Raw genomic sequence first — 26,821 nt, 5'->3', positions numbered from 1 at the left:
CCCCTCGTCAACCTCTGGCCCAACGGAAGATGATGCGGGGATTATTGCAGGATGATGCGGCAAACGCCGACGCCTATCTGGCGTGGTGGCAGCTTGCAGGCGTGGATTGCGCCATAGGCGAACAGCCGGTCAACTGGCTGCGTACCGCCGCCACGCGTCCTCCAGCTTCAGCGCCCGCCGCCGCGCCAGCGCCTGCCATAGAAAAACCCCGAACCCTCGAATCGTTCCTCGCCTGGCTCGCCGACGATCCATCGCAGCCCGAACGCCGCTGGGTCGGCGCGCACATCGCCCCGGTCGGCCCGGCGCACGCCCCGCTCATGGTGGTAAGCGACCTGCCCGACCCCGCCGATCTCGGCGAAGGCCGGTTGCTCGCCGATCGCGCCGGCCTGTTGTTCGACGCGATGTTGCGCGCCATCGGCCTCGATCGCGGCGCGATCCACCTTGCCTCCCTGTTCACCGCCCGCCCACCCGGCGGCATGGTGGAGGCGGCGGACCTGGATGCCGCCGCCACCCGGATGCGCACCCACATCGCGCTGGCGCAGCCTCGCCGCCTGTTGCTGCTCGGCGACCGGACGATCCGTGCGCTGATGCCGACGGACGGAGCGTCACCGCCGAATAGTTTACGCCAATTTAATCATGATGGCGGCACTGTGCCTGCCGTCGCCACATTTCATCCCCGGCTGCTGCTGACCCAGCCAGCGGCCAAGGCGGAATGCTGGCGCACCCTGCAAAGCCTGATCGAGGAAGCCCGTCCGTGATTCGCGCCGCGACCCAAATATCCCGTCTTGCCCTGATCGCCATGGGCCTATCCGCCGCGCTTCCCGCCAGCGCCGAAACCGCCCCGGTCCTGCCGACGACCCTGGCGACCGAATTGTCGTCGTTACAACTGGGCGATGGCGACAAGGCCCGCTACCGCGCGATCTTCGCCGCGATCCAAGCGCAGCAATGGGTCGATGCCAAGGCGATGATCGCCGCGCTCGACCCGCAGGACGCCGTCCGGCCGCTGGCCCTGTCCGAAATCTATCTGGCTAAAGGCTCGCCGAAGGTCGAACTGTTCGACCTGCTCGACTTGGTCAACAAGGCCGCCTGGCTGCCCAAGGCCGACCAGCTGTCCCGCCTGGCGCAAAAGCGCGGCGCGACCATCCTGCCGACCCTGCCGCAGATCCAGAAGATGGTGTGGCTCGGCGCCGCCCCGCGTCGCCAATATGTCGCCGCGACGAAAACCGATACGCTGGCGCAGGCGCTCGCCGGTCAGATCCAGACCTATGTCAAAAATGACGATCCGATCGGCGCGGAAGGGCTGCTCGCCACCGGCGAAGCGGGCCTGACGTCGGAAGGCCTGACCGAAGTGCGTCAGCGCGTCGCCTGGGCCTATTATATCGAAAATGACGACACAAACGCCCGCCGCATGGCCGCGCGCGCGCTGGAAACCCGCACCGGCGGCGACTGGACCGTTCAGGCGCACTGGACGACGGGCCTGGCATCCTGGCGTCAGAATGATTGCCGCACCGCCGCGCCTGCTTTCGCCAATGTCGCCGCGCTCGCGGGTGACGCCGACATGCGCGCCGCGGGCGCCTATTGGGCCTCGCGCGCCTATATGGTCTGCGGCGAAGCGGAAAAGGTCGCCACCTATCTCAAACAGGCCGCCCGCTCGGACGAAACCTTCTACGGCCTGCTCGCCCGCGAATTGCTCGGCATGCCGATGCAGGTCGCGGCCCTGGTCAGCCGTTTCAGCGACATGGACTGGCGCGTGCTGAAGGACAGCCCCAATGTCCGCGCCGCCATCGCGCTCTCCGCCATCGGCGAAAACAGCCGCGCCGACGAAGCGCTGCGTTATCAGGCGAAGATCGGCGGCACCGCGCAATATGACGCGATCCTGCGCCTGGCTGGCGCGCTCAGCTTGCCCGCGACTTAGCTTTGGCTCGCGCATAACGGCCCGGCCGGCAAGCAACCCGCCAGCTTCGCCCGTTTCCCCGCACCCAACTGGCGTCCCGACGGCGGATGGCGCGTCGATCCCTCGCTCATCTTCGCCCACACGCTCCAGGAATCGGGCTTCCGCTCCGATGTCGTCAGCGGCGCGGGCGCGCGCGGCCTGATGCAGGTGATGCCCGGCACCGGCGGCGACATGGGTCTGGCATCGGCCTCGCAACTGTTCCTGCCATCGACCAATATGGAATATGGTCAGCGATATCTCGAAACCCTGCGTGACATGAGCGCGACCGGCGGCCTGCTGCCCAAGGTCATGGCCGCCTATAATGCCGGGCCGCTGCCGGTCAGCCGCTGGAACACGCAGGTCCATGACAATGGCGATCCGCTGCTCTTCATGGAATCGCTGCCCTATTATGAAACCCGCGCCTATGTGAACATCGTCATGCGCAATTACTGGATGTATCAGATCCAGGCGAAGGGCAGCGCCGATTGCCTGACTGGCATGGCGCAGGGCATGTGGCCGACCTTCCCCAATGCCAATGGCGTGAAGCTGGTGCGCCTCAGCAAAGCGGACGGCCGCGCCACCCCGACCGCGTCGATGGGCGGCGGCTCCGACTGATGCCGATCGACGAAAGCCGGGCGTTCATTCCAGTCCGCATCGCGGTTTTGACGGTGTCCGACACGCGCGGCCTGGCCGAAGACCGCTCCGGCGACGCGCTGATCGAACGGCTGCAAGGCGCAGGCCATATCCTTGCCGCCCGCCATATCGAGCGTGACGACAAAAGCGCCATCGTCGCCCGCCTCCACGCCTGGATCGATGATCCCGACATCGACGTCATCCTCACCACCGGCGGCACCGGCGTTACCGGTCGCGACGTTACACCCGAAGCGCTGGCGCAGGTGCAGGACAAGGAAATCCCCGGCTTCGGCGAACTGTTCCGCTGGCTCAGCTACCAGTCGATCGGCACCTCCACCATCCAGTCCCGGGCCACCGCCTGCGTCGCGCGCGGCACCTATATCTTCGCGCTGCCCGGCTCCACCGGCGCGGTGAAAGACGCATGGGACGGCATCCTCGTCACCCAACTCGACAGCCGCTTCCGCCCCTGCAACTTCGTGGAACTGATGCCGCGCCTGACGGAGCGATAACGCAGGTTGTATATTAGTTAGTTAGCCAACTAATGAAATTCGTAAACCTCATTCGACTGTCGCACTCGTTGTATCATTTGACTTGTCGTTCCCTATATGTTCCATCAATCCATGGGCATCGAAAAGGGCAGAGGCGCAACGCTCAACGGCGACAGCCGCCGCTTCAACCTGCCCCAGCGAGAGGCCGACGGTGACTGGCTCAATTCGGTCGAGGAACTGGACGGCCCCGTCCCACGCCGCCGCACCCAAGTCACGATCGAACATCCCCGTACGATCCTGACCCGCAACAACAGCCCTGACATCGGCTTCTCCCAATCGATCAACGCCTATCGTGGCTGCGAACATGGCTGCATCTACTGCTTCGCCCGTCCCACTCATGCTTATCTCGATCTCTCCCCCGGTCTGGATTTCGAAACCAAACTCTTCGCCAAGCCCGACGCCGCGAAACTGCTCCGCGCCGAACTATCGAAACCCAGTTACACCGTCGCGCCGATCGCCATGGGCACCAATACCGATCCCTATCAGCCGATCGAAAAAGACTGGCGGATCACGCGGGACATATTGGAACTGCTGGTCGAAACGCGGCATCCGACCTTCATCACCACCAAGTCCGACCGCATCCTGCGCGACATCGATCTGCTGGCCGACCTGGCGCGCGATAGGCTCGTCGCCGTCATGCTCTCCGTCACCAGCCTGGACCCGGCCGTCGCGCGCACGCTCGAACCACGCGCACCCCACCCACTGCGCCGACTGGAAGCGATCCGCCAGCTATCCGACGCAGGCATACCCGTAACCGCCAGCATTTCCCCCGTGATCCCCGCGATCACTGACCATGAGATCGAAGCGCTGGTTGCCCGCGTCGCCCAAGCTGGCGCGCGCGAAGTCAGCTACATCCCCGTCCGACTGCCGCACGAAGTCGCCCCCCTGTTCCGCGCCTGGCTCGATGCCCACTACCCGGATCGCGCAGCCAAGGTGATGGGAATCATAAACGACCTGCGCGGCGGCCGCGACAATGATCCCAATTTCGGCTCCCGCATGCGCGGCCAGGGCGTCTGGGCAGACCTCCTCCGCACCCGTTTCACCAAGGCCCGCAAACGGGCAGGCCTGGGCGCGGAACGCCTCACCCTGCGCACCGACCTCTTCCGCCCACCCGAAGGCGCGCAGATGCGGTTGTTTTAGCCTCCTTCGTCGTGACCGTTGGGTTGACGGCGGACTGCCGGGCTAACGCCCCAACCGCTTGCGGGAGGGGCAGCGAGACTTAATGAGCGTAGCGAATTTAGTCGCAGCGGGGTGGGCATATCCAACGTAGCGCTGGCCCACCCCCAGCCCCCTCCCGTTTAAGGGAGGGGGAATTAAGTCCGCTCTCGAACATCTAACGACCGCATCAAACCCCAGCCCCCAATCACCCCACCAACCGCATCGCCGTCCGCCGCGTCCGCGTCCTATACCCGTCCGCCTTCACATCCATCCGCTCGAAACGATGGATCGTCAGCCCGGCTATGGTCGAAATCGCATCCACCTGGTCCGCGCCCAGACTATATTGATCGCCCAGGAACACTCGCGCGGCTTTCCCGTCACCCACAGGCGCCCGCATAAACACTTCGCTGCGCCCACCGCCCGCACCGGCCAGCAGCGTCGCCAAGGCCGCCACGGCCTGCGGCGTCTCCACATCGACGGTCAATTCCATCCGCGACGCACTGGCGATCGCGCGGAACGGCTCAACCCCGCGCACGGTGACGCGCGGCGTCTCCTCGCCCGGCAAGCGATCCAGTTCCGCGACCAGCAACGCGCAATCGCCATCGCGCGCCAGTTCCTCGATCGCCTTGCACGCATCCTCGTCAAAGCAACTCGCCTGAAACTGACCGCTCTGGTCGGAGAAGGTCGCATTGGCGTAACGCGCGCCACGCTTCGTCTCGCGCCAGCGCACATCCTCCACCATCGCCGCCATGATGGTCATGACCCGACCCTCCGCATTCGGCATACCCATCGGCGCCTGGCAGATCGTGCCATAGCTGCGCGCGCCGCGCGCGTCCGCCAGATGCTTGTAGCGGTCGACCGGATGGGCGGAGAAATAAAAGCCGAACGCCTCCTTCTCCTGCGCCATGCGATCCGCGACGGTCCAGGCCTGATGCGGCGGAATGCGCACATCCGCATGGGGCGTCTCGACATCGCCGAACAGCCCGCCCTGCCCGCTTTCGCGCGCCTGCGCGTTGCTCGACGCGACGGACAGGATGGTTTCGGTCGCCGCATGGACGCCCGCCCGATCGGCATAGATGCCATCGAATGCCCCTGACGCCGCCAGGCTTTCCAGCTGCCGCCGGTTCAGCAACCGCGGCTCGATCCGGTCGGCGAAGTCATCCAGCGACTTGAACGGTCCGGCCGCCTCACGCTCGGCGACCAACTGCTCCATCGCCTTCTCGCCCACGCCCTTCAGGCCACCCAGCGCATAGCGCACGGCAAAGCCCAGCCGCTTGTCCTCGCCATCATATGGCACGGCCTCGACGGTAAAATCGGCCTGGCTGCGATTGAGGTCCGGCGCCAGGCAGGTCAGCCCCATCCGCCGCATATCGTCCACGAACACGGTCAGCTTTTCGGTCAAATGGATATCGAACGCCATCGACCCGGCATAGAATTCGGCCGGATAATGCGCCTTCAACCAGGCCGTCTGATAGGCGAGCAGCGCATAGGCCGCCGCGTGAGACTTGTTGAAGCCATAGCCCGCGAACTTGTCGATCAAATCGAACAGTTCGTTGGCCTTGGCCGACTTGATGTCGCTCGCCGCGCAGCCTTCCACGAAGCGCGACCGCTGCGCGTCCATCTCCGCCTTGACCTTCTTGCCCATCGCCCGGCGCAGCAGGTCCGCGTCGCCCAGGCTATAGCCCGCCAGGATCTGCGCGGCCTGCATCACCTGTTCCTGATAGACGAAGATGCCATAGGTTTCTTCGAGGATCGGTTTCAGCAGGATGTGGGGATACTCGATATCCTCCTGCCCGTTCTTGCGCCGCCCGAACATCGGGATATTGTCCATCGGGCCGGGGCGATAGAGCGATACGAGCGCGATGATATCGCCGAAATTGGTCGGCCGCACCGCCGCCAGCGTCTTGCGCATCCCTTCTGATTCCAGCTGGAACACGCCGACCGTGTCGCCGCGCTGGAGCAGATCGTAAACGGCCGTATCGTCCCAGGCGAGCGTATCGAGATCGACCGTGACGCCTCGCGCGCTGAGCAATTGCACTGCCTTCTGCAACACCGAAAGCGTCTTCAGGCCCAGAAAGTCGAATTTCACCAACCCCGCACCCTCGACATATTTCATGTCGAACTGCGTCACCGGCATGTCCGATCGCGGATCGCGATAGAGCGGCACCAATTGCTGCAACGGCCGATCGCCGATCACCACGCCCGCCGCATGGGTGGAACTGTGGCGCGGAAAGCCTTCCAGCTTCATCGCATAGTCGATCAGGCGGCGGACCTGTTTGTCATTCTCATATTCGTGCCGGAACTCGGCGACCCCGCCTTTTTCCAGCGTCCGCTCCAGCGTCCAGGGATCGGTTGGATGATTGGGCACCAGCTTGGCGAGCCGGTCGACCTGCCCATAGCTCATCTGCAGCACGCGCCCTGTATCCTTGAGCACCGCGCGCGCCTTCAGCTTCCCGAATGTGATGATCTGCGCCACATGGTCCGCGCCATATTTCTGCTGGACGTAGCGTATCACTTCGCCACGCCGCGTTTCGCAGAAATCGATGTCGAAATCGGGCATCGACACACGTTCCGGATTCAGGAAGCGTTCGAACAGCAGGCCCAATTGCAACGGATCGAGATCGGTGATGGTCAACGCCCAGGCGACCAGCGACCCCGCGCCGGAGCCACGGCCCGGACCCACCGGAATGTCATTCTCCTTGGCCCAGCGGATGAAGTCGGCAACGATCAGAAAGTAGCCCGGAAACCCCATCTGGATGATGATGTCTGTCTCGAAGGTCAACCGCTCCAGATAGGGTTGCCGCGTTTCCGCCGACATGATGCCCAGCTTCGCCAGTCGCCGCTCCAGCCCTTCGGCCGCCTGGTCGCGCAGCATCGCCGCCTCGCCCTCGATATCGCCCGCCAGGCTGGGCAGGATCGGCTTGCGCTTGGGCGCCGCCACCGCGCAGCGTTGCGCGACGACCAGCGTATTGGCGAGCGCCTCGGGCAGATCCTCGAACAACCGCTTCATCTCGGCCGCAGGCTTCATCCAGGCGTCGGGCGAACTGGTGCGGCGATCGGGCATGTCGACATAGGCGCTGTCGGCGATGCACAGCATCACGTCATGCGCGGCATGGAATTGCGGATCGGCAAAGCAGGTCGGGTTGGTCGCCACCAGCGGCAGGTCTCGATCATAGGCAAGGTCGAGCAACAGCGGCTCCGCCTTCCCCTCGACCGGATCGAGCCGACGGCAAATCTCGACATAGAGCCGCCCGGGAAACAGCGCTTCCAGCCGCTGCGCATAAGCCAGCGCCGCGTCCGGCTGGTCCTCGGCGAACAACCGCGCCAGCGCCCCCTCGCCGCCAGCGGTCAGCGCGATTAGCCCGTCGGTCCGCCCCTCCAGCGCGTCGATCGTGACATGGGGCACTTCCTCGACCGGCCGGTCGAGATGCGCCATCGAAACCAGCGCGCACAGATTGTCATATCCCGCGGCATCCTGTGCATAAAGCGCCAGCCAGTCATGCACCGGCGCTGCATTGGCCGGGCGCCCCGGCCGCAACAGCCCCAGCATCGCGCCGATGACCGGCTGCACGCCCTCATCCTTGCACCCGTCCGAAAAGGCCATCGATCCATACAGTCCGTTGCGATCGGTGATCGCCGCCGCCGGAAAGCCCAGCGCCTTGGCATGTTTGGCGATTTTCTTGGGATCGATTGCCCCTTCCAGCATGGTGAAGGAGGAGAAGATGCGCAGGGGGACGAACGGAGCATGAGGCATGGATGACAATCTAGGGACAAGGGTCGATTCGGCACAGCCCTGCGTTCAGAAAAACTGTGGGTAACATCGGCGCGTTCATCGTGGACGCCCTATTAAGCAATTGCCAACCTGTGTGGCGTACAGCGATGCTATCATGCGTTTATCCACGATCACCAATTGGGCCTATGGGGCCACCGTCTCTCTGACCCTGTTTTCCGGCGCGACCATGTTGATGGCGTCGAACGCGGAAGAAAGCGAACGCGCCGCCGTGGCGCAACGCGCGACCTTCGACCAGGCGACCGCCACGCTGGAGGAGGATGTCTATCGCCTGACGGAACAGGCACGCGGCTTCGTGATCAGCGGTGATCCCAGCCATCTCATCGCCTATCGCCGCGAAAAGGCGGCCTTGCGCTCCGTCGAGCAGCGTATCGCACATCTGCGCGACGCCGGAGCCAATGACACCGAACTGGCCGCCCTCCAGCAAGGCTTGCACTGGAGCGACGCGCTGATCGCCGAGCAGGAAGCCGCGATCAAGGCCGCCGAAGCCAAGGACGACAGGACCGCCCGCACCATCCTGTTCGGCGACGAATATGGCCGGGAACTCGACCGGGTCGCCGCGCAGGTCGGTAAATTCCAATATATGCTGGATCAGCGCACGGACCATGCCGTTGCCCGCGCGACCGACACCGCGCGGCAATGGCGCACCATGTCGGAAATCATGCTGGGCATGACCGCATTGCTGTTCCTGTGCGTCCTCTATTTCATCCTGAAACAGCGCATCCTGCGCCCGGTCGTGCGCCTCAGCGACGTGGTCACGCGCCTCGCCGCACAGGATTATGACGCTATCCCGCCGGACTCGGCCCATGTCGATGAGATTGGCGACATGGCCCAGGCGATCCGCATCTTTCGCGAAAACGGGCTGGAGCGACTGCGGCTGGAGCAGGAGCGCGACGCCGACCGCACGATGCGCGACCTGATATCGCGCCTGACGCAAAGGTTGCAGGGGTGCGACAATGTCGATGATCTGGTCGACGTCGTCCGCCGGTTCGCCCCGGAAATCGCGCCCGATTTTCCGGGCCGCCTCTATATTCACGACAATCGCCGTAATGCCATGACCCAGGCGTGCCACTGGCTGTCGCCCGTCCATTCCCGCGCCGAATTTCCGCCATCCGCCTGCTGGGCGCTACGCCGGGGGCAGATTCATCGCCCGGCCGGTGAAATGATCGACATCCCCTGCGAGCATCTGGGCGCGGCGCAAAGCATCGGCACCATCTGCATCCCGCTCGCCGCCCAAAGCGAAAGCATCGGCATGCTCTATTATGAGGAGCCGACCGGCGCGACCGCCGATTATCGTGACCGAACCGGGAAATATCTCGAAATGCTGGCCGAAAATATCGGCCTCGCCCTTGCCAATCTGCGCCTGCGCGATGCGCTGCGCGAAATGGCGATGGCCGACGCGCTGACCGGCCTGCCCAACCGGCGCCAGTTCGACGCTGTGGTGCAGACGCTGGTCAACGACGCCGATCATAACGGCACGCCGCTCGCCTGTCTGATGGTGGATATTGACCATTTCAAGCGCTTCAACGACAATCACGGCCATGATGCTGGCGACGCGGTGTTGCGCGCGGTCGGCGCAGTCCTCGGCGATTCCCTGCGGGAAAACGGCCACGCCTTCCGGCTGGGCGGCGAAGAATTCGTCGTCCTGATGCCCGGCTTCGATCTGGATCAGGCGCTGGGCCGGACGATGCAGATTCAGCGCAAGATACAGCATCTGCGGCTGGACCATCGCGGTCAGGAACTGGCGCAGATCACCGCGTCCTTCGGCCTGTCCGCCTTCCCCGATCATGGCCGGGCGGATCGGCTGCTGCAAACCGCCGACGCAGCGCTACTGCGCGCCAAGGCGGAAGGGCGCGACCGCATCCTGGTCGCCACCGTACGCGACGGCGCATCGGCCGCCGCGCAAGCCGCCGTCTAACGGCTTTCCAGCACGCCTTCATGCAACCGGACCACCCGGTCCATCTTCTGCGCCAGCCGCTCATTATGGGTTGCAACCAAGGCGGCTGAGCCTTCCTCCCGCACCAGGCGCAGAAATTCGCCCAGCACGACATCGGCCGTGCGCTCGTCCAAATTGCCGGTCGGCTCGTCCGCCAGCACCAGCGCGGGGCGGTTCGCCAGCGCGCGCGCCACGGCCACGCGCTGCTGCTCACCGCCCGACAATTGGCTTGGCCGATGGTCCAGCCGATGGCCCAGCCCCAGCGACGTCAGCAGCAATTGCGCCCGCGCCTTGGCCGCGCCCATGTCCACGTCGCGAATGACTTGGGGCAGGACGACATTCTCGGTTGCATTGAAATCGGGCAGCAGATGGTGAAACTGATAGACGAAGCCCAGTGCATCGCGGCGCAGCCGGGTGCGCCCGTCATTGTCCAGCTTCGCCGCCTCTTCGCCCGCAATGCGGATCGAGCCGTCGAACCCGCCCTCCAGCAGGCCGACCGCCTGCAGCAGCGTCGACTTGCCCGACCCGGACGGCCCGAGCAGCGCCACGATCTCGCCCGGCCCCACCGTCAGGTTCACGCCGCGCAACACATCGATGGTGACGCCGCCCTGCGTAAAGCTGCGGGCAAGGCCTGCGACCTTCAAAATATCATTCATAACGCAGCACCTGCACAGGATCGGTATTGGCGGCCTTGAAGGCCGGATAGAGCGTCGCCAGGAAACTGAATACCAGCGCCATGACGCAGATCACCGTGATCTCCACCGGATCGGGCTGGGACGGCAATTCGGTCAGGAACCGGATGGAGGGATCCCACAGATTCTGTCCGGTCAGGAACTGGATGGCGTTGACCATATTCTGCCGGAAGAAGAGGAAGGTGAAGCCCAGCACCATCCCCGCCACCATGCCCAGCGTGCCGATGGTGACGCCCACCGTCATGAAAATCTTCACCAGGCCAACCCGGCTCGCCCCCATCGTCCGCAATATCGCGATGTCGCGCGTCTTGGCGCGCACCAGCATGATCAGCGACGACAGGATGTTGAACACCGCCACCAGCACGATGATGGACAGCACGACGAACATCGCCACCCGCTCCACCGCCAGCGCCTCGAACAAAGACGCATTCATCTGACGCCAGTCCTGCACCACGGCGCGCCCCGCGACCCGTGCTGCCAGCGGCTGCAATATCTGGCCCACCTTGTCGGCATCGACCGTCTCGACCTCGATCATGCCCACGACGTCGCCCAGCAACAGCAACGTTTGCGCATCGGCCATCGGCATGACGACCAGCGCCTTGTCATAATCATACACGCCAACCTCGAAGATCGCCGACACCTGATAGGCGATCTGACGGGGCACCGTGCCGAACGGCGTCGATCGACCGGCCGGATTGACGATGGTCAGGCTGTCGCCCAGCTGAATACCTAGATTTTCCGCCAGCCGCGATCCGATGCCGATCTTCCCGGCATTGGCGGTCAGACTGTCGAGGCTGCCGGACAACACCTTGCCCTTCAGCGTCTTGTTGCCGCGAATGTCGGGCACCGTCATGCCGCGCACCAGCACGGCTTCCACCCGCCCGTTGAAGGTCGCGAGCAAAGGCTGTTCGATCATCGGCGTGGCGCTGGTGACGCCGGGCGTCGCGCGCGCTTCCTTCAGCACCGACTGCCAGTCGGGCAGGCGTCCGCCATAGCCCTGCACCACCGCGTGACCGTTCAGCCCCACGATCTTGTCGAACAGTTCGGCTCGAAAGCCGTTCATGACGCTCATAACGATGATGAGCGCGGCGACGCCCAGCATGACGGCGGCCAGGCTGATGCCGGCGACCAGGAAGATGAAGCCTTCGCCTTTACCCGGCAGCAGGTAGCGTTTGGCGATCATGCGTTCGTAACGGGATAAAATCATGTGGCGCGAACGGCCTCTTGAAAAGATGATGTGCTAGCCGTCTAGGCACCCGCCCCGCCAACGGCAAGCATTGCCGAATTGTTGCATCCCAGCCACAGCGACGAACGGAAAATAACACGGCCCCGATTTTGCCCGTGAACTCGGGGCCGCAGCGGTCATAGCAAGACACTCGAAGCACAGGTAAAAGGCCGTGGTTCAGGGATACTGCATCCCGCTTCGAGCTTAGGGGGCTGAGAAGCGGTTGAGGCAGACCAAGGGGGAGACGAGCAATCGTCCATTAAACACCCGGATCGTGAAAGCACGATCCGGGTGTTTTTTATTATGTCTCGCCTACCGGCCCGGATCGACCTTGGCGATGGGACAAAAGGTCCACCCGACGGCGATCGGCCTGTCCTTACGTTCCCTCTTGAAACCGCTTTTCATCGAACCATATCGATCTCGTTCGTCCGCCTTATGGGGTCGAACAGTTTCAAGCCGAACGCCTTGATGGGTTCGGCCGGTTCATTTTGCTCTTTAGGAGATTATGACAATGCGTGGTTTTGATTTGACCCCCTATCGCCGTTCCACCGTCGGCTTCGATCGTCTGTTCGACCTGATCGAAAACAATGCCCGGTTGGCGCAGGGCGACAATTACCCCCCTTTCAATATCGAGCGCCTGTCCGAAGATCGTTACCGCGTGACGCTGGCGGTAGCGGGCTTCCGTCCCGAGGAAATCGACATCACCGCGCAGCAGAACCTGCTCCAGGTGGTCGGCCGCAAGGATGAGGGCAATACCGATCGCACCAAGTTCCTGCATGTCGGCATCGCCAACCGCAGCTTCGAACGCCGGTTCGAACTCGCCGATTTCGTGCGCGTGGAAAAGGCGGACCTGGCAGACGGCCTTCTGACGATCGAACTGCTGCGCGAAGTGCCCGAGGCGATGAAGCCCAAGAAGATCGCCGTCAACGGCGGTCAGTTGGTCGAGATCGGCAGCAAGGATCGCGACGCCGCCTGATCCCTGACATCGATGCAAAAAGCGAAGGGCGCGACCGCAAGGCCGCGCCCTTTTTGCTGTCACGATCAAGGATGATCATATCGTTCAGGACGGTGTGAACTTCGGGCTATGCAAAGGCGCGGCGGATCAGATTTCGACCTGGCTACCCAGTTCCACGACGCGGTTGGTAGGCAGCCGGAAAAATTCCATCGCGCTTTCCGCGTTGCGCAGCATCCAGGCGAAAATCTTCTCCCGCCACAACGGCATCCCCGGCTTGGCCGATGGCAGCAGGGTCTGCCGCGCGAGGAAGAAGCTGGTGTCCATCATCTTGAACGCCTGACCACAGCCAGTGATATTCTTGAGCGCGGCGGGCACGTCCGGCTCCTGCATGAAGCCGAACTGCAGCACCATGCGGAAGAAACCGCGGCCCAGATCCTCCAGCTTGCAGCGCCCGTCATCCTCGACCACGGGCACGTCCCTGATCTTGACGGTCAACAGGATAACCCGCTCGTGCAGCACCTTGTTATGCTTGAGGTTGTGGAGCAGCGCATGGGGGACACCATCCGGCGTCGATGTCATGAACACCGCGGTGCCCGACACGCGCACCGCGCTGTTGGCGGCGGACGCGACGAAGACCGGGATCGGCATCGCCGCCTCGCGCAACCGGTCCTGCACCAACCGCCGACCGCGCGACCAAGTGGTTAGCAGGGTGAAGACGACGAAGCCGATAAGCAACGGGAACCAGCCGCCGTCCGGCACCTTGGTCAGATTGGCCGCCAGATAGGCGCCATCGACCAGATAGAACACCGCCAGCACGGGGGCAGCATAATACCATTTCCAATGCCACAACCGATATACCACCACGGTCAGCAGCACGTTATCGATGAACATCGCGCCGGTCACCGCAATGCCATAGGCGGCGGTCAGGTTGGACGATGTCTTGAAGGTCAGGACCAGCAGGATCACCATCACCATCAACCCCCAGTTGATGAGGGGGATGTATATCTGCCCAGCGGTCGACGCGCTGGTATGCTCGATCCGCAGGCGCGGCATGAAGCCCAACTGGATTGCCTGTTGCGTGACCGAAAAAGCGCCGGATATCACCGCCTGCGACGCGATGATCGCCGCCAGCGTCGCCAGCACGATCAGCGGCAATTGTCCCCATTGCGGCGCAAGATTGTAGAAGGGGCTATGCAGGGCCGCCGCACCTTCGCGGAACAGCAAAGCGCCCTGCCCCATATAATTCAGCATCAGCGCGGGGAGTACGAAAAACAGCCAAGAGACGCGGATCGGATTGCGACCGAAATGCCCCATATCGGCGTAGAGCGCTTCGGCGCCCGTCACTGCCAGCACGACCGATCCCAGCGCCAGGAAAGCGGGCAAGGGATCGGTGACGAAGAACATCACGGCCCAATAAGGATTGAGCGCGTAGAGGATGCCCGGCGTCTTGACGATCGACAGCAGACCCAGCGACGCGATGGTGATGAAATAGACCAGCATGATCGGCCCGAAAAAGGCCGCAACCTTGTTGGTCCCAAGCCCTTGTATCCAGAACAGGCCCAGCAGGATCATGATCGCCACCGGCAGAATCGCGGGCGCCAGAGCGGGGTTATAGACCGTCAGACCCTCGACCGCCGACAGGACCGAGACGGCAGGGGTGATCATCGAGTCGCCATAGAACAGCGCGGTTGCGAACACGCCCAGCAGGACGATGCCCCGCGACCAGCGCTGCGTCTTGGTCTGCCCGTTGATCAGCGCCAGCAGCGCCAGGCTGCCGCCCTCACCCTTATTGTCGGCACGCATGATGATGCTGACATATTTCATCGTCACAACCAGCATCATCGACCAGAACATCAGGCTGATGACGCCCAATATATGATCGGCATCCAGGTCGAGATGATGATGTCCGGCAAAGGTTTCGCGAAAGGCGTAGAGCGGGCTGGTGCCGATATCGCCAAAGACGATGCCGATTGCGCCGACGACGAGCTTCAGCGTCGCTTTCTGCCGTGCGTGACCATGACCGCCCTCATCCTCATGCGAGGCCGGGGCGGTATTGGGAAGGAGGTCAGCCATGAAGGATCATGCTCGTATCGACACCCAAGCGGGGGCGACTGCGGAATGGTCCGCGCGTCCCCCGTAAACCGCCGCGCCCTACCACGGCTCCAAATAGCGCGCAATGCGAACGCTATGCCTTACTGTGACCCTGGGGTCGCACCGCCAGACAGCATGGCGTCGATACGCGCGATATTGGCATCCAGTTCCGCTTTCACCTGACTGCCCGCAGGCGCACTGGCGGCGAGCGGCGCCCACAGGTCGCGCGCCGCCTGCAACTGGCCATTGCGGGCGAGAGCCAGCCCATAGAAATAGCGCGGCGCCGGTCCCGACGGATCGAGCGTCAGGGCGCGGCGATAGGCATAGTCGGCACCAGGAGACACCACGCCATCGGCATGGGCGACCAGTGCATTGCCCAGTCCCAGCCACAGATTGGCGTCGTTTGGCGTGGCCCGCAGGCCGGACAGCAGGATGTTCGCAAACTCGCGGGTCTTGCCTTGGCGACCGAGCGCATCGGACATCATCAGCCACTGCCCCGCCGGGCCGTAGCGTTCCGCCAGCCCGCGACGCTGTTCGGCGAGCTTCTCGTCGAACTTATCGGCCGCCGCTTCCCGACTGACGCGAGGCGCCCCGGCAAGACCCGGATTGCCCTGCCACGCATAGCCCGCAAGGCCGAGCAGCAAGGCCGCCGCGCTGATCTCCCGCGCCGAACGCGGGATACGGCCGATCAGCAGTAGCGCCACAAAGGCGATAGCCGCCAGACCAAAGGCGATAAACCAGCCGATCATGCGCTTTTCCTCCGCTTGATCCGGCCACGCAACAACAGCAGCCCCAATCCCAGCAACAGGATCGGCGCGGCCCATAGCGGCCACAGGATCGGCGCGGCGGTCGGCTCATAGCTGACCCAATCGCCATAGCGCGCGATCAGCCAGCTACGGATCGCCTCGGGCTGTTCGCCCGCCATGATGCGTTCGCGGATCTGCGATCGCATGTCGCCCGCCATGCTGGCGCCCGAGTCGGCGATCGACTGGCTTTGGCAGGTGAGGCAGCGGATGGTTTCCATCAGTGCCTTCGCCTTGCGCTCCAACGCCGGGTCGGCGATCTGCCGGTCGGCATAGGGCGCGGGCGGCAACGCGGTCTGCGCGCCAAGCGGCAGGGCGACCAGCGCCAGGAGGAGAGCAAGGATCAGCTTCATTGCGCATCCTTCAGCCGGTCCAGGATCATCGGCACGTCGTCGGCGCGAATGTCGCCGATATGTTGGTAGGCGATGCGCCCCTTGCCATCGATGACGAAGGTTTCGGGCACCCCCGACGATCCGAGCGCAATCTGGACGCTGCTGCGCGCGTCCAGGCCGATGCGGGCATAGGGATTGCCGTTGCGCTTCAAGAATGCGTCGACATCGGGTCGGGCGTCCCGAATGGCGATAGCGTCGATCTCCACCCCCGCCTGTTTCAGCGCGTCCAGTTGCGGCGCTTCGGCGGCGCAGGGGACGCACCAGCTGGCGAAGATGTTGAGCAGGCGCGGCTTGCCGGTCGCCAATTGCGCGCTCGCCAGCGCCGGGCGGTCGCTGGCGGCTGCGGGCAAGGTGAAGGCGGGTAGCGGCTGGCCGACAAGGCGCGAATGGATGACCCGATCGTCGGGCTTGAACAAGCCGCTGGCGAACAGGCCGACAAAGGCCAGGCAAAGGACCAAGGGCAGCCAAATCAGCGCCTTCCTCATGCCAGCGCTTCCCGCGCGCGCCATTTCATCAGCCAACCGCGCCGTTCACGCCCGACCAGCGCCAGCGCGCCGCCCAGCGCAATCATGACGCCGCCCAGCCAGATCAGCGTGACGAACGGCTTCCACCAGATGCGCAACTGCCAGCGACCGCCCTCCACCTCTTCGCCCAGCACGACATAAAGCTGGCCGTCCCAGCGGGTCAGCAACGCTGCCTCGCTGGTCGTGGTCGGCGGCGAGGCGAAGAAGCGCGACTGAGGGTGGATCACCACCGAAGACCCGCCGCGGCTGGCGTCCATGTCGGCCTGCAGCGCGGTCCAATTGTCGCCGGCGATCGGCATGATCTGGCGGAAGCGGATCGACCAGCCGGCTGTCTGGATCACGTCGCCGGGGCGGGCAGCGACCAGCTTTTCGACGGTGAAGGCCGAATCGCAGGCCATGCCCGCCAGGCTGACGGCGCAGCCCATATGGGCGATCACCATGCCATAGGTAAAAAGCGGGGTGCGGAGCAGCTTGCGTTTCCAGAGCGGGGCGAGGCTCCCGACGCCCACGGCGACCGCGACGACCAGGCCCAGAAAAGGCAGGATACCGATGCGGCCCCAAGCGAAAAGAGACAACGAGATGGACACCAGTATCGCGATTATCAGCGGCAATGACAATCGTTTGCAGACTGCTCGCGCCTGATCCTTTCGCCAGCGCGTCAGCGGACCTGCGGCCATCGCCACCATCAGCGCCAGCGCGATCGGCCCGGCGATGCGATCGAAATAGGGTGCGCCCACTGACACCTTATGCCCGAAGGCTTCGGTCATCAGCGGATAGAGGGTGCCGATCAGGACCAGGCCCAATATGACCGTCAGCAACAGATTATTGATCACCAACATGGTTTCGCGGCTGACCAGTTCGAACGGCGCGCCTTCGCGCACCGATCCGATCCGCCAGCCGAACAGCGCCAACGCTCCACCGATGTAGAGGGCAAGTAGGCCCAGGATGAAGCTGCCCCGCGTCGGATCGACGGCGAAGGCGTGGACGCTGGTCAATATGCCCGACCGGACCAGGAAGGTGCCGACCATCGACATGGAAAAGGCAACGACCGCCAGCATCACCGTCCAGGCGCGCAGAGCGTCGCGGGTCGCCAGCACGGTGACGCTATGGAGCAGCGCGGTTGCGGCCAGCCAAGGCATGAGCGATGCATTCTCGACCGGATCCCAAAACCACCAGCCGCCCCAGCCCAACTCGTAATAGGCCCAATAGCTGCCCGCCGTGATGCCCAGCGTCAGTAGCACCCAGGCACCCAGCACCCAGGGACGCATCGCGCGGGCGAAGGCGGCGTCGACCTGCCGCGTCAGCAGCGCGCCGATGGCGAAGGAAAAGGCGACCGACAGACCGACATAGCCCAGATACAGCGTCGGCGGATGGAAGGCGAGGCCAGGGTCTTGCAGCAGCGGGTTCAGCCCCTGCCCGTCCGCCGGGGCCGGATCGATCCGGGCGAAAGGGTTGGACGAAAAGAGCAGAAAGGCGTAGAAACCCAGCGAGATCGCGGCCTGCCCGCCCAGCGTCGCCATATGGGCGTTCCGCTGGAGCGCACGTTCGAACAGGGCGACGGCGGCCCCCGCCACGCCCATTACCGTGACCCACAACAGCATGGAGCCTTCATGATTGCCCCATGTGCCCGCGAATTTATAAAGCCAGGGCTTCATCGAATGGCTGTTGGTCACGACCAGCAGCACCGACATATCCGACCGCATGAACAAAGTGATGAGCGCGGCAAAGGCGACCGCAGTCAGCACGCCCTGCGCGACGGCTGCCGGACGGACGGCGGCGAGCAACTCGGTCTTGCCGCCCTTGAGACCGGCAAAGGCGAGGATCAGTTGGAGCAACGCCAGCGCGGCGGCGAGCCAAAGCGCGGCGAGGCCGGTTTCGGCGATCATGCGGGCTGCCCCTCAACCATATAGTCGTCATGCCAGCCGAAGCTGGCATCGCTCTTTTCTTCGCACGGCAGAAAGACAGTGAAATCCTGGCTTCTGTTGGGATGACGAGGTGCGTAGAGATTGCTCACCGCTCCGCCTTCATCTCATGCGTGGTTTCATTATAGCTCATGCCTTCCAGTTCGCGGGGCATGTAGCGTTCATCATGTTTGGCGAGCAGGTTGGTGGCGACGAACGTGCCCTGGCCGTTAAACGACCCTTCCGCGACGACGCCGCTGCCTTCCTTAAACAGGTCGGGCGCGATGCCACTGAAGGTCGCCGAGACCGTCGCCTTGCCGTCGGTAACGTTAAAGCGGATGGTCACGCCGTCGGCAGCGCGTGTCAGGCTGCCCTTCACCACCATGCCGCCCAGGCGAATCGCCTTGCCCGGTTCGACGCCCTTGGTCTTCACGTCATTGGGGGCGTAAAAATAAGCGGCCTCGTCCTTGAGCGCCGAGGCGGCCAGCAGCCCCGCACCGAGCAATGCCACTAGCGCTGCGAGCGCCAGGATCAGTCGTTGATGCTTCGCCTTCATGCGCGGTCCGACAATTGGTCGGCGCGCTGTTCAGCGCTACGCATCGCGCGCCAACTGGCGATGCTGACGACCGCCGTGCCGACCAATGTCACCGCATAGGCGGCGATCACGAAACCCCATTGGTTCATCACCCTATCCTCTTGCCAGACGCTGCATCCGCGCCTCGACTTTGTTCTGCGCCAATATCGCCCGCATCCGCATCAGCACGATCGCGCCGAACAAAAGGGTAAAGCCCAGCAATGTAAAGGCCAGCGGCCAGAGCAGCGATCCCGCGATGCTCGATCCGGTCAGCGTGATCGATGGCCCCTGGTGCAGGCTGTTCCACCACACCACCGATCGGTTGATGATCGGAATGTTGATCGCGCCGACCAAGCCGAAAATGGCGGTGACATTGTTGACGCCACCCAACTGCGCCTGCTTGGCGCTGGCGTTGCCGAGAGCGATATAGCCAAGGTACAGGAAGAGGAGGATCAACATCGACGTCATCCGCCCGTCCCATTCCCACCATGTCCCCCAGGTCGGACGGCCCCAGATCGATCCGGTCATCAGGCAGATCGCGGTGAACAGCGCACCGGGCGCGGCAATGGCGCGACCTGCGACCGCAGCCAGCGGATGGCGCCATACCAACTGCATCAGCCCGGCGATCGCGATGCCGCTCCATCCGGCCATGCCCAGCCAGGCGGCGGGCACATGGATATAAAGTATGCGCACCGTCTGCCCCTGAAGATAATCCGCCGGGGTCATGAACAAGCCGCAGACGCTTCCTACGACCAGCAGCAACAGGCCCGGCCAGAACAGCCACCCCGTCAGCGGACGCGCGATCTTTAGGAAGCGGGCGGGATTGGCGAAACGATGCATCGGTTGCGTCTTTAGCGGCGCGCGCCGACCAACGCCAGAGGGGCATTTTGCCGATGGCAAAGGCCGGGAAACGCAGCGTTGCAACGCCTTGGCACGCTTTTTTGTTACAGGAGGGCGACAAACCGGGGAAGAGACACTATATGCGCGCCCATGGACGGCCCTGTGGGCCTGTCAGGAACGGCTATGGAACCGCTCGCACCCATGATTACGACGAACCCCTTCGACGACGACAAGTTGCGCGAGGAATGTGGCATTTTCGGCGTTTCCCGCGCTGAAACCGCCTCCGCCATCGCGGCGCTCGGTCTTCACGCCCTGCAACATCGCGGGCAGGAAGCTGCCGGAATCACCAGCTGGGATGGGCATGATTTCCATACCCATCGCGCCATGGGGCACGTCGCGGGCAATTTCGACCGGGACGAAGTGATTCGCGGCCTGCCGGGCGACACCGCCTGCGGCCATGTGCGTTATTCGACGACCGGCGAAACATCGCTGCGCAACGTTCAGCCGCTTTATGCGGAACTGAACTCGGGCGGGTTCGCGATCGCCCATAACGGCAACATCTCCAACGCGATGAAGCTGCGCCGCGAACTGATTCGCCGCGGCTCCATCTTCCAGTCCACGTCCGATACCGAAGTCATCATCCATCTGGTGGCGACGTCCAGCTATCGCACCCTGCTCGACAAGTTCATCGATGCGTTGAAGCAGGTCGAAGGTGCCTATTCGCTGATCGTCATGACCCCCGAAGGCATGATCGCCTGCCGTGATCCGCTGGGCATCCGGCCGCTGGTGATGGGCGACCTGGGCGGCTCGACCATATTCGCGTCGGAAACCGTGGCACTCGACGTCGTCGGCGCGGATTATGTCCGTACGATCGATCCAGGCGAGTTGGTGATCGTTACCAATGACGGGCAAATTCGGTCGCATCGTCCGTTCGGCGACGTGCATCCGCGCCCCTGCATTTTCGAGCATGTCTATTTCAGCCGCCCCGATTCGATCGTGGACGGCTCCAGCGTCTATTCCGTGCGCAAGGCGATCGGCGCGCAACTGGCGATCGAGAACCCGGTTGAGGCGGACTATGTCATCCCGGTGCCGGACAGCGGCGTGCCCGCCGCGATCGGCTATGCCCAGCAATCGGGCATCCCGTTCGAACTGGGGATCATCCGCTCGCACTATATCGGCCGCACCTTCATCCAGCCGGGCGACAAGGTCCGCCATCTGGGCGTGAAGCTGAAGCATAACGCCAACCGTGCGCTGATCGAAGGCAAGCGGATCGTGCTGATCGACGATTCGATCGTGCGCGGTACGACGTCGCTGAAGATCGTGCAGATGATGCGCGAAGCAGGCGCAGCGGAAGTGCATATGCGGATCGCGTCGCCGCCGACCAAGCATAGCTGCTTCTACGGCGTCGACACGCCCGAACGTACGAAGCTGCTGGCGCACAAGCTGGACGTGGGCGGAATGCAGGATTTCATCCATGCCGACAGCCTGTCCTTCATTTCGATCGACGGCCTGTACAAGGCGCTGGGCGAAGCCAAGCGCGCGGATATCCGCCCGCAATATTGCGACGCCTGCTTCACCGGCGATTATCCCACGACGCTGACCGATCAGGATGACGTGGTGGTGACCAATCAGTTGGAACTGCTCGCCGAGCGCGTGGTCTGACGATCCCGGGCGGTCCGCAGCCGGGCCGCCCACTCCCCTTTGCTTTTGAAGCAATGTCCGGCCCTGCCGGCGTGACAGGAAAATCATGTCCGACCTTCCCCTCTCCGGCAAATTGGCGCTCGTCACCGGCGCAAGCCGCGGCATCGGCGCCGCTACGGCCGAGGCGCTGGCCGCTACTGGCGCGCATGTGGTGCTGACCGCACGGACCACGGGCGGACTGGAAGAGGTGGAGGACCGCATCCACAAGGCGGGTGGCAGCGCGACGATCGCGCCGCTCGACCTGATCGATGGTGAGAGCATCGGCCGACTGGCGCAGGCGATCGGCGGGCGCTGGCAGGCGCTCGACATATTAGTGCTAAACGCCGCGACATTGGGCGCGCTGGCTTCCGTGCCTGCGATCGACGCCAAGGAATTTGCGCGCCTCCTGACGCTCAACATTGCAGCACCCCAGGCGCTGATCGCGGCGTTCGACGGCATGTTGCGCGCCAGCGGTGACGCGCGCGTCGTGGCGCTGACTTCTTCGGTGGTTACGCCGCGGGCCTATTGGGGTGCCTATGGCGCGTCGAAGGCGGCGCTGGAAACACTGGTCGGCGCTTATGGCGAGGAAATGAAGAATATCTCAGCCATCCGCACCCATATCGTGGACCCTGGCGCGACCCGCACGGCGATGCGCGCCCGCGCCTTCCCCGGCGAAGATCCGGCGAGCCTGAAGGGGCCGGAGGTCGTGGCGAAGACGATCGTGGATCTCGTCACGTCAGATGCACCGACCGGCCACAGAATGCGGGTCGAGGGCTGAGCGTCAGGCGGGCTTGATCAGCGTCACCTGCGCCACGTCGATCCCGCCGCCGCGAAAGCCGCCCTCGCAATACATCAGATAATAGCGCCATAAGGCGACGAAATGCTGGTCGAAACTGGCGGACAGCTCGCCTTGCTCGATGGCGTGGTCGAACCGTTCGCGCCAGCGGCGCAGCGTTTCCGCATAATCCAGGCCGAAGCGATGGACGTCGCGCCACTCCAGCCCCTGTTGCTGCGCCAGCGCCTGAAACCGGCTTTCCGACATCAGCATGCCGCCGGGGAAGATATAGGCCTGGATGAAATCCGCGCCGCGAGCATAGCGTTCGAAGATGGCGTCATCGATCAATATATACTGGATCGCCGCCTTGCCGCCCGGTTTCAGTAGCCGGTGGATGGCGGCCAGATAAGCGGGCCAATAAGCCTGTCCGACGGCTTCGACCATTTCGACGCTGGCGATGGCGTCATATTGCCCCTGCGCATCGCGATAGTCGGTCAGCAGGATTTGCGCGCCCGATCCCAATCGATCGCGCGCATAGTCGGCCTGTTCGATCGACAGGGTCAGCCCGCTATAGGCGATCGCGCATCGCTCCATCGCCCGTTCGGCCAGGCCGCCCCAGCCGCAACCGATCTCCAGCAAGGATGCGCCATCATGGAGGTCGAGGCGATCGAGGATCGCATCGACCTTGCGCCGCTGCGCAGATTCCAGCGGCTCCAGCCGATCGTCAGGATCGATGAACAAGGCGCTGGAATAATGCATATCCTGGTCCAGCCACAGCCGGTAGAAATCATTTCCCAGGTCGTAATGATAGGCGATGTTGTGGCGCGAACCCGTCCGGCTGTTGCGTCGCAGCCAGTGCATCGCCTTGCCGAACCAGCGACCGGGACCACGCGGACGCGCTGCCTGCCCCAAGGACGCCGCGTTGCGCATGAACAGGGCGAAAAGCGGCACCGGATCAGGGCTGGTCCATTCGCCCGCCGCCCAGGCCCGATACCAGCCGGCCGATCCGCCAACGGCCAGCCGCACCAGCGCGCGCCAGGATCGCAGGTCCACATGGCATTGTGGCCCCGGCGCCCGGCCGCCCAGCAGCCGCCTGGTGCCATCCGGCAGCGACAATTCCAGCGCGCCTTCCGCCAACCCCATATCAATTCGATCGAGCAGACGGTGAAACAGCGGCGCCAGCGCGCGCGATGCGATCGAGGGCGCGCCCGATCGCGGCGGATGTTTCACGGACAGCGCGCGCCTGCCGCGTCGGGGATCAGTTGCATTCATGACATCGATCCTGCCGCAAGCCGACGACGGCTGCAATCACCGCTTGCTCTGACGATAGGCGGCCAAGGCCCGTTCGCGCCCTTCGCGATGGCCGATGATCTTGGCGGGATAGCTGGCGGGCCGGGCATCATGCGCATCAGGATCATGGATTTCCGTATCGGACAGGTCGGCCAGTTCCGGCACCCATTCCCGGATATAGTAGGCGGCGTCGAATTTGTCCGACTGCGTCAGCGGTGCCATGATCCGAGTGAACAGATTGGCATCGACGCCGCTGCCCGCGACCCACTGCCAATTGACGCTGTTATTGGCATAGTCGGCATCGACCAGCGTATCCCAGAACCAGCGCGCGCCATGCCGCCAGTCGATCAACAGATGCTTGATGAGGAAGCTGGCCGCTATCATGCGCACGCGATTATGCATCCAGCCGGTCGTCCAAAGCTGGCGCATGCCGGCGTCAACTATCGGGTAGCCGGTCTTCCCCATCTTCCAGGCGGCAAAGTCCGCCCCCGCTTCCCGCAGGTCGCGCCAAGGCAGCGCATCGAAATCGGATCGCGCATTGTCGGAGCCGTAGCGGGGAAATTCACAGATCTGGACATGGGCATAATCGCGCCAGATCAATTCCTTGAGGAAGATCGTTGCATCATGCCCTGCACTATCGACGCGGTGCCAGACATAGGCGGGCGACACTTCGCCGAAGTGAAGGTGGGGCGACAGGCGGGACGTACCCTCGGTGGAAGGCAGGTTGCGGGCGACCGGGTAGTCGCCTGCTTCGTCCAGAAACGCGGCGACATTCGCGCGCGCGCCGACCTCGCCCGGCGTCCAGTCCTGGGCGAAGCCTGTCGCCCAATCGGGCTTCGTCGGCAGCAAGGCCCAGTCGTCCAGCGAGTCGCTTGCGGGCCATGAGGCAGGCGCATCGATCCGCTGGGGCGCCGGATGCGGCGGCGGGGGTGGCATATGTTCAATCACCGATCGCGCGAAGGGCGTGTAGATCCGATACATGCCGCCCGTGCCGGTCCGCACCGCGCCGGGTGGCAGCAACAGACCACCGTCGTGCAGGCATAAATCTAACAGCTTACCGACCGCTTTTTCCGCGTTGCGCCACCATGGCTCATAATGGTGCAGTGCGTGGACCCGCGATGCGCCGACTTCTTTAGCCAGTGCGGCCAGTACATCGGCGCTGTTGCCCCGACGCAGGATCAGACGCGATCCCTTTTCGCGCAAGCTTTCATCCAACCGGGTCAGGCTGTGGTGCAGCCACCATCGCGATGCCCCTCCCATCGCCCAATGACGCGGCGTCTCATCATCCAGCACATAGATAGGAACGACCGGTCCTTCGTTGGCGGCGGCGATCAGGGCAGCCTGATCGGACAGGCGAAGGTCTTGGCGGAGCCAGAGCAGGACGGGATCGGACATGGACAGGCAATGCGCGCGGCCGCCAGCGGTTCCAAGCGAACCTATGGGCATATTGCCCGCTTATCGCAGCCCATCACCTTGTCGCAAATTGACAATGCTATGATTCGGGTGATGGACGCAGCCCCTTCTCCTGCCTATTCTAGCCGACGACGGCGTGAAGGCGATCCTTTCGGGACGAGGATCGCCAGGAAACCGATTTTTTGGGGACGACATGGCTTCCATGCCGAGTGAACAGACATTGCCATACCGGCCCTGCGTCGGGATCATGCTCGCCAATATGGACGGCCGGATCTTCGTTGGTCAGCGCCTGGATAATGTCGTTGAAGCCTGGCAGATGCCGCAGGGCGGCATAGATGACGGCGAGGAGGCCAAGGCCGCGGCGCTGCGCGAACTGGAAGAGGAAACCGGCATCCGCGCCGATCTGGTCGAGATTATCGCCAAGGCCAAGGACGAGCATTTTTACGATTTGCCGCCGGAACTGGTCGGTAAATTGTGGGGCGGCAAATATCGCGGCCAGCGACAATATTGGTTCCTGGCCCGCTTCATCGGCAAAGATAGCGATATCAATATCCAGACCAAGCACCCCGAATTTCGGGAATGGAAATGGACGTTGCCCGATACGCTGCCCGAACTGATCGTGCCGTTCAAACGCAAGCTGTATCGCGACATATTGCAGGAATTTCGGGCGCTTCTTTGACGTCAAAGGCATTTGGGGGCTTAAAATCCGCTGTCGCTTGGCTATGACGGGGTCATGCGTGCCCGTCTGATCCCCCTGCTGCTGACCGCAGCCTTGCCCGCTATGGCCCATGCCAGCGAACCGGCGCTGTTGCCGACCGCCGTTCGCGAAATGATGGAAGCGGCCATCGCCAATGGCAACGAAACCGATATCGCTACCATTTCCAAGATCGCCAAACAGACCAATCCCGGTTCCGCCGATGAAATCCAGCGGATGGTCAATAGCTGGAAGGACCGGACCAAGGCGACCCACGACATGGTAGTGCGCGAAGCGCGGTTCACCGAATTATGGACCGGCCGCGTCGAAGCGGGCGGATTCCGATCGACCGGATCGACCAGCGAATTGGGCATCACCCTGGCCGCCACGGCCACCCGCGCCGGGCTGCAATGGTCGCACAAGCTGACCGGGGCGGTCGATTATCGCCGCGCCAATGGCGTGACCTCGCGCGAACGCTATTTCGCGGGTTACGAGCCGCGCTACGAGTTCGATCCACGCGGATTCATCTATGGCCTGGCGCAGTTCGAGCGGGACACATCGATCGGCTATGATGAACGTTACACGACATCGGTCGGCGTCGGCTATAAGCTGATCGTCAGCAAGCCGGTGGATCTGTCGGCCGATATCGGGCCGTCGCTGCGCCATTCCCAATATATGATCGGCGCGCAGGAAACGAAGCTGGGCGTGCGTGGATCGATGGCGCTGGCGTGGCGCGCAACGCCGACGGTCACGTTCAAGCAGACCGCATCGGGCTATGCCGAACGCGACGTCTATACACTCAACGCCCTGTCTTCGGTGGAAACCAAGGTCAGCACGCGGTTGTCGGCCGCCTTCTCCTACAATATCCAATATGAATCCGAGACGCTGTTGACGAGCCGCGATCTGGACACGCTCAGCCGTTTGACCCTGACCTATGATTTCTAAGGCGCGCAATTTTCTTGCGGGGGTGGAGG

At 63.6% G+C, this 26,821-nt stretch carries 23 protein-coding genes and 1 pseudogene; 10 read left to right on the top strand and 14 right to left on the bottom strand.

Annotated elements, in window-relative coordinates; genetic code table 11:
- The first annotated feature begins 29 nt into the window (after positions 1–29).
- The 4 genes and pseudogenes from U5A89_RS10710 to U5A89_RS10695 all read left to right on the top strand — a co-directional run bounded on the left by U5A89_RS10710 (position 30) and on the right by U5A89_RS10695 (position 4,254).
- Complete coding sequence (locus tag U5A89_RS10710) at positions 30–758, top strand: uracil-DNA glycosylase family protein (RefSeq protein ID WP_338161122.1); 729 nt, start codon at positions 30–32, stop codon at positions 756–758.
- Positions 755–2,548 (top strand): annotated as a pseudogene (locus U5A89_RS10705) (lytic transglycosylase domain-containing protein). Before U5A89_RS10710 ends, U5A89_RS10705 begins: the two are co-directional and overlap by 4 nt.
- Positions 2,548–3,075: a molybdenum cofactor biosynthesis protein B gene (gene moaB / locus U5A89_RS10700; protein ID WP_338161121.1), complete on the top strand. Its 528-nt coding sequence runs from the start codon at positions 2,548–2,550 to the stop codon at positions 3,073–3,075. The pseudogene U5A89_RS10705 and the gene moaB overlap by 1 nt, the downstream one beginning before the upstream one ends.
- 111 nt (positions 3,076–3,186) lie before the next feature.
- Positions 3,187–4,254, top strand: coding sequence for a PA0069 family radical SAM protein (locus tag U5A89_RS10695; protein WP_338161120.1), 1,068 nt, complete (start codon positions 3,187–3,189; stop codon positions 4,252–4,254).
- A gap of 223 nt (positions 4,255–4,477) precedes the next feature.
- Here U5A89_RS10695 and dnaE read toward each other — a convergent pair whose 3' ends face one another.
- Positions 4,478–8,026, bottom strand: coding sequence for a DNA polymerase III subunit alpha (gene dnaE / locus U5A89_RS10690; RefSeq protein WP_338161119.1), 3,549 nt, complete (start codon positions 8,024–8,026; stop codon positions 4,478–4,480).
- Positions 8,027–8,159: 133 nt separating this feature from the next.
- On the opposite strand from dnaE, the gene U5A89_RS10685 reads away from it, so the two are divergent.
- Positions 8,160–9,980 carry a diguanylate cyclase gene (locus U5A89_RS10685; protein WP_338161118.1) on the top strand — a complete coding sequence of 607 codons (1,821 nt, stop codon included), beginning with the start codon at positions 8,160–8,162 and terminating at the stop codon, positions 9,978–9,980.
- On the opposite strand, the gene U5A89_RS10680 is transcribed toward U5A89_RS10685, so the two are convergent.
- Together U5A89_RS10680 and U5A89_RS10675 are read right to left on the bottom strand one after the other, a co-directional pair.
- On the bottom strand, positions 9,977–10,654 hold the full coding sequence (locus tag U5A89_RS10680; RefSeq protein WP_338161117.1) for an ABC transporter ATP-binding protein: 678 nt from the start codon (positions 10,652–10,654) through the stop codon (positions 9,977–9,979). The two genes, U5A89_RS10685 and U5A89_RS10680, sit on opposite strands and share 4 nt — an antisense overlap.
- Positions 10,647–11,897 (bottom strand): lipoprotein-releasing ABC transporter permease subunit, encoded by a 1,251-nt coding sequence (locus U5A89_RS10675; protein ID WP_338161116.1) that lies wholly within the window; start codon positions 11,895–11,897, stop codon positions 10,647–10,649. Before U5A89_RS10675 ends, U5A89_RS10680 begins: the two co-directional genes overlap by 8 nt.
- A gap of 523 nt (positions 11,898–12,420) precedes the next feature.
- On the opposite strand from U5A89_RS10675, the gene U5A89_RS10670 reads away from it, so the two are divergent.
- Positions 12,421–12,891 (top strand): Hsp20 family protein, encoded by a 471-nt coding sequence (locus tag U5A89_RS10670; protein ID WP_338161115.1) that lies wholly within the window; start codon positions 12,421–12,423, stop codon positions 12,889–12,891.
- Between the two features lie 126 nt (positions 12,892–13,017).
- Here U5A89_RS10670 and U5A89_RS10665 read toward each other — a convergent pair whose 3' ends face one another.
- The 9 genes from U5A89_RS10665 to ccmC form a co-directional block, all read right to left on the bottom strand.
- On the bottom strand, positions 13,018–14,943 hold the full coding sequence (locus tag U5A89_RS10665) for a potassium transporter Kup (protein WP_338161114.1): 1,926 nt from the start codon (positions 14,941–14,943) through the stop codon (positions 13,018–13,020).
- A 119-nt stretch (positions 14,944–15,062) separates the two neighbouring features.
- Positions 15,063–15,710, bottom strand: coding sequence for a tetratricopeptide repeat protein (locus tag U5A89_RS10660; RefSeq protein WP_338161113.1), 648 nt, complete (start codon positions 15,708–15,710; stop codon positions 15,063–15,065).
- Positions 15,707–16,117 carry a cytochrome c-type biogenesis protein gene (locus U5A89_RS10655; RefSeq protein WP_338161112.1) on the bottom strand — a complete coding sequence of 137 codons (411 nt, stop codon included), beginning with the start codon at positions 16,115–16,117 and terminating at the stop codon, positions 15,707–15,709. Before U5A89_RS10655 ends, U5A89_RS10660 begins: the two co-directional genes overlap by 4 nt.
- A complete protein-coding gene (locus U5A89_RS10650; RefSeq protein WP_338161111.1) occupies positions 16,114–16,641 on the bottom strand; it encodes a redoxin family protein in 528 nt (175 codons plus the stop codon). Before U5A89_RS10650 ends, U5A89_RS10655 begins: the two co-directional genes overlap by 4 nt.
- Entirely contained in the window at positions 16,638–18,566 is a 1,929-nt protein-coding gene (locus tag U5A89_RS10645) for a heme lyase CcmF/NrfE family subunit (RefSeq protein ID WP_338161110.1), read from the bottom strand. The genes U5A89_RS10650 and U5A89_RS10645 overlap by 4 nt, the downstream gene beginning before the upstream one ends.
- Positions 18,563–18,694, bottom strand: coding sequence for a hypothetical protein (locus tag U5A89_RS10640; protein WP_338161109.1), 132 nt, complete (start codon positions 18,692–18,694; stop codon positions 18,563–18,565). Before U5A89_RS10640 ends, U5A89_RS10645 begins: the two co-directional genes overlap by 4 nt.
- Positions 18,691–19,137 carry a cytochrome c maturation protein CcmE gene (ccmE, locus tag U5A89_RS10635; RefSeq protein WP_338161108.1) on the bottom strand — a complete coding sequence of 149 codons (447 nt, stop codon included), beginning with the start codon at positions 19,135–19,137 and terminating at the stop codon, positions 18,691–18,693. Before ccmE ends, U5A89_RS10640 begins: the two co-directional genes overlap by 4 nt.
- Entirely contained in the window at positions 19,134–19,265 is a 132-nt protein-coding gene (locus U5A89_RS10630; protein WP_338161107.1) for a hypothetical protein, read from the bottom strand. Before U5A89_RS10630 ends, ccmE begins: the two co-directional genes overlap by 4 nt.
- 4 nt (positions 19,266–19,269) lie before the next feature.
- Positions 19,270–19,995 carry a heme ABC transporter permease CcmC gene (gene ccmC, locus U5A89_RS10625; RefSeq protein WP_338161106.1) on the bottom strand — a complete coding sequence of 242 codons (726 nt, stop codon included), beginning with the start codon at positions 19,993–19,995 and terminating at the stop codon, positions 19,270–19,272.
- 201 nt (positions 19,996–20,196) lie between these two features.
- On the opposite strand from ccmC, the gene purF reads away from it, so the two are divergent.
- Positions 20,197–21,657, top strand: a complete 1,461-nt coding sequence (gene purF / locus U5A89_RS10620; protein WP_338161105.1) for an amidophosphoribosyltransferase — start codon at positions 20,197–20,199, stop codon at positions 21,655–21,657.
- Positions 21,658–21,742: 85 nt separating this feature from the next.
- A complete protein-coding gene (locus U5A89_RS10615; RefSeq protein WP_338161104.1) occupies positions 21,743–22,453 on the top strand; it encodes an SDR family NAD(P)-dependent oxidoreductase in 711 nt (236 codons plus the stop codon).
- 3 nt (positions 22,454–22,456) lie between these two features.
- Here the strand turns inward: U5A89_RS10615 and U5A89_RS10610 are convergent, their stop codons facing one another.
- Positions 22,457–23,722, bottom strand: coding sequence for a cyclopropane-fatty-acyl-phospholipid synthase family protein (locus tag U5A89_RS10610; protein WP_338161103.1), 1,266 nt, complete (start codon positions 23,720–23,722; stop codon positions 22,457–22,459).
- Positions 23,723–23,758: 36 nt separating this feature from the next.
- Positions 23,759–25,135, bottom strand: a complete 1,377-nt coding sequence (locus U5A89_RS10605) for a cryptochrome/photolyase family protein (RefSeq protein ID WP_338161102.1) — start codon at positions 25,133–25,135, stop codon at positions 23,759–23,761.
- 211 nt (positions 25,136–25,346) lie between these two features.
- Between U5A89_RS10605 and U5A89_RS10600 the strand changes: the two genes are divergently transcribed.
- The gene (locus U5A89_RS10600) at positions 25,347–25,832 is read left to right on the top strand and encodes an RNA pyrophosphohydrolase (RefSeq protein ID WP_338161101.1); all 486 of its coding nucleotides are present in this window, start codon (positions 25,347–25,349) and stop codon (positions 25,830–25,832) included.
- Positions 25,833–25,886: 54 nt separating this feature from the next.
- Positions 25,887–26,792 carry a DUF481 domain-containing protein gene (locus tag U5A89_RS10595; protein WP_338161100.1) on the top strand — a complete coding sequence of 302 codons (906 nt, stop codon included), beginning with the start codon at positions 25,887–25,889 and terminating at the stop codon, positions 26,790–26,792.
- The last annotated feature ends 29 nt before the right edge of the window (positions 26,793–26,821 follow it).

Source organism: Sphingobium sp. HWE2-09 (assembly GCF_035989265.1).
GTDB lineage: Bacteria > Pseudomonadota > Alphaproteobacteria > Sphingomonadales > Sphingomonadaceae > Sphingobium.
Note: the sequence above shows the minus strand (reverse complement) of the source record. Positions and strands in the feature narration are given on the sequence as shown.

Bases quoted from the DNA above. Each gene is read 5' to 3' on its own strand.
- U5A89_RS10710 (WP_338161122.1), top strand. From the start codon at position 30: ATGATGCGGGGATTATTGCAGGATGATGCGGCAAACGCCGACGCCTAT.
- moaB (WP_338161121.1), top strand. From the start codon at position 2,548: ATGCCGATCGACGAAAGCCGGGCGTTCATTCCAGTCCGCATCGCGGTT.
- U5A89_RS10695 (WP_338161120.1), top strand. From the start codon at position 3,187: ATGGGCATCGAAAAGGGCAGAGGCGCAACGCTCAACGGCGACAGCCGC.
- dnaE (WP_338161119.1), bottom strand. From the start codon at position 8,026: ATGCCTCATGCTCCGTTCGTCCCCCTGCGCATCTTCTCCTCCTTCACC.
- U5A89_RS10685 (WP_338161118.1), top strand. From the start codon at position 8,160: ATGCGTTTATCCACGATCACCAATTGGGCCTATGGGGCCACCGTCTCT.
- U5A89_RS10680 (WP_338161117.1), bottom strand. From the start codon at position 10,654: ATGAATGATATTTTGAAGGTCGCAGGCCTTGCCCGCAGCTTTACGCAG.
- U5A89_RS10675 (WP_338161116.1), bottom strand. From the start codon at position 11,897: ATGATTTTATCCCGTTACGAACGCATGATCGCCAAACGCTACCTGCTG.
- U5A89_RS10670 (WP_338161115.1), top strand. From the start codon at position 12,421: ATGACAATGCGTGGTTTTGATTTGACCCCCTATCGCCGTTCCACCGTC.
- U5A89_RS10665 (WP_338161114.1), bottom strand. From the start codon at position 14,943: ATGGCTGACCTCCTTCCCAATACCGCCCCGGCCTCGCATGAGGATGAG.
- U5A89_RS10660 (WP_338161113.1), bottom strand. From the start codon at position 15,710: ATGATCGGCTGGTTTATCGCCTTTGGTCTGGCGGCTATCGCCTTTGTG.
- U5A89_RS10655 (WP_338161112.1), bottom strand. From the start codon at position 16,117: ATGAAGCTGATCCTTGCTCTCCTCCTGGCGCTGGTCGCCCTGCCGCTT.
- U5A89_RS10650 (WP_338161111.1), bottom strand. From the start codon at position 16,641: ATGAGGAAGGCGCTGATTTGGCTGCCCTTGGTCCTTTGCCTGGCCTTT.
- U5A89_RS10645 (WP_338161110.1), bottom strand. From the start codon at position 18,566: ATGATCGCCGAAACCGGCCTCGCCGCGCTTTGGCTCGCCGCCGCGCTG.
- ccmE (WP_338161108.1), bottom strand. From the start codon at position 19,137: ATGAAGGCGAAGCATCAACGACTGATCCTGGCGCTCGCAGCGCTAGTG.
- U5A89_RS10630 (WP_338161107.1), bottom strand. From the start codon at position 19,265: ATGAACCAATGGGGTTTCGTGATCGCCGCCTATGCGGTGACATTGGTC.
- ccmC (WP_338161106.1), bottom strand. From the start codon at position 19,995: ATGCATCGTTTCGCCAATCCCGCCCGCTTCCTAAAGATCGCGCGTCCG.
- purF (WP_338161105.1), top strand. From the start codon at position 20,197: ATGATTACGACGAACCCCTTCGACGACGACAAGTTGCGCGAGGAATGT.
- U5A89_RS10615 (WP_338161104.1), top strand. From the start codon at position 21,743: ATGTCCGACCTTCCCCTCTCCGGCAAATTGGCGCTCGTCACCGGCGCA.
- U5A89_RS10610 (WP_338161103.1), bottom strand. From the start codon at position 23,722: ATGAATGCAACTGATCCCCGACGCGGCAGGCGCGCGCTGTCCGTGAAA.
- U5A89_RS10605 (WP_338161102.1), bottom strand. From the start codon at position 25,135: ATGTCCGATCCCGTCCTGCTCTGGCTCCGCCAAGACCTTCGCCTGTCC.
- U5A89_RS10600 (WP_338161101.1), top strand. From the start codon at position 25,347: ATGGCTTCCATGCCGAGTGAACAGACATTGCCATACCGGCCCTGCGTC.
- U5A89_RS10595 (WP_338161100.1), top strand. From the start codon at position 25,887: ATGCGTGCCCGTCTGATCCCCCTGCTGCTGACCGCAGCCTTGCCCGCT.